3 protein-coding genes are annotated in these 1,762 nt (G+C 63.4%); 2 read left to right on the top strand and 1 reads right to left on the bottom strand.

Annotated features, from left to right (window positions below; translation table 11 throughout):
* Positions 1-146 precede the first annotated feature (146 nt).
* Complete coding sequence (locus RMO04_RS00555; protein ID WP_309642848.1) at positions 147-422, bottom strand: helix-turn-helix domain-containing protein; 276 nt, start codon at positions 420-422, stop codon at positions 147-149.
* On the opposite strand from RMO04_RS00555, the gene RMO04_RS00550 reads away from it, so the two are divergent.
* Together RMO04_RS00550 and RMO04_RS00545 are read left to right on the top strand one after the other, a co-directional pair.
* Positions 414-1,163, top strand: coding sequence for a hypothetical protein (locus RMO04_RS00550; protein ID WP_309642847.1), 750 nt, complete (start codon positions 414-416; stop codon positions 1,161-1,163). The genes RMO04_RS00555 and RMO04_RS00550 overlap by 9 nt on opposite strands.
* A gap of 242 nt (positions 1,164-1,405) precedes the next feature.
* Positions 1,406-1,762, top strand: a 357-nt coding sequence (locus tag RMO04_RS00545; RefSeq protein ID WP_309642849.1) for an ATP-binding protein, incomplete at its 3' end; no start/stop codon positions are given.

Here is a 1,762-nt window from a genome sequence, read left to right as displayed (position 1 = left end):
GGCGATGTAGAGCTTCTGCCGCAGCCCGGTTCGCAGGTCGTCCGGCGGTTTGCTGGCGGTGGCGGTTGAGCAGTTAGAAGCGCTGCGTCTGAAGCGCCGCGCCGGGTCGGGTCGCAGGGACCCGGAGGCGGCGTGAGACCGGTACGCTACTCGGCCGCCATCGCGATTTCTTCCAGAACGTCTCGTTCCAGCACCCTGACGCGGCCGTTTTCGAGCGAAACGATGCCCGAATCCGCCCAGGCGCCAAGCTGCCGATTGATGTTTTCGCGACTGATGCCGGCAAAGGCGCCCAACTCGCTCTGGCGGTTGCGGGCAATGAAGATGGGCTGGCGGCCCATGGTGGTTGTGAAATAGTCGTTGTTGTTCGGGATCTGGCTCTCATGCGCTAAGTAGATCCAGTTGCCCTCGAAGATGTGGCGCATCTCCTCCTGGAAGATCACGACGATCGTGATGACCAGGACGGCGAAGAAGGAGGCATCGAAGAGGCGTCAACCGTCCCCCCCGCAACAGAACCGCGCACGCGCCCACGCGTTCCGAAATCGAAGCCGCCAAACCCATCGCCCGTAACCAATACCGCCCGCCCCGCCGGTTCACTGGGCGGCTGGCTCCTGCGCGAAAGCATCGCCCTCCTCGGCATGGCCGGCGCCGCCCTGACCGTCTTCTCCCAACTCGCCTGGACCGTGCCGTTGTCGCGCCCCTTCATCGACATCCTCGGCTGGTGGATGACCGTCACGTCCAACTTCTGGCTCACCCACTATGACACCATCGGCTTCTACCCCCACACACATCTCCAGGCCGCCATCGCGCTCGCAGCCTTTCTCGCCCTCATCGGTCTCGGCGCCCGCATCTCCACAATCGTCTCGGGCACGCCGCTCCAGCGCCGCTGGGGCTTCCTCGACGGCATGACCTGGCCGAGCCTCGCCATCATGGGCGTCCTCGCGATCATCTTTCTTCTAGGCCACGATCCCGAAGCGTCCACGGCCTCCTACGACGGCGCCGGCGGCAAAGAGACCGTCAAATATCTGTTCGCCATCATCCTCACCGTCGGCTACGCGGCCGGCGACTATCTCGGCCAGCGTGGCTTCCACGTCCGCCTCTACCGCCTCGCCGTCTTGCTGATCCTTGGCCTTGGCCTCAATCAATGGCTGCTATCAAGTTATTGATTTAATTGGTGTGGACAACACACACGCCCCGCGCTGTGTCCCTGTCGCAGCTTGATTGCCAGCTCCATCCGTGCGACCTGACGCGACCAATGCTACCACCAGATTCGGGCCCGCGCCCTCGTTCCGCGTCCGCCGCGGGCCGGACGTCCTCAAAAGGGACCTCTCACCGAGGGAACGCGCGCATGGCCCGATCACAAAGCGATCTCTTCGCCGACTTGGATACAGCCCACCTGGAAACCAAAATGAATGACAAAGCCGCCCGCCGCAAATCGGGGGACGCCTCAGACTACAACGAAGGCGACATCGAGGTCCTTGAGGGCCTCGAACCCGTGCGCCGCCGCCCTGGCATGTATATCGGCGGCACCGACGAACGGGCGATGCACCACCTCTTCGCGGAGGTCATCGACAACTCCATGGACGAGGCCGTCGCCGGCCACGCGACCTTCATCGAAGTCCGCCTTGATGCGGACGGTTTCCTGTCGGTGACAGACAACGGACGCGGCATCCCGATCGGTCCACATCCAAAATTCAAGACCAAAAGCGCACTCGAAGTCGTGATGACGGTGCTCCACGCCGGCGGGAAGTTCGACAGCAAAGCC

This window comes from Phenylobacterium sp. (assembly GCF_031412415.1).
In the GTDB taxonomy this organism is placed as follows: domain Bacteria; phylum Pseudomonadota; class Alphaproteobacteria; order Caulobacterales; family Caulobacteraceae; genus Phenylobacterium.
The sequence above is the reverse complement of the archived record's forward strand: the minus strand, read 5'-3'. Positions and strand labels throughout refer to the sequence as shown.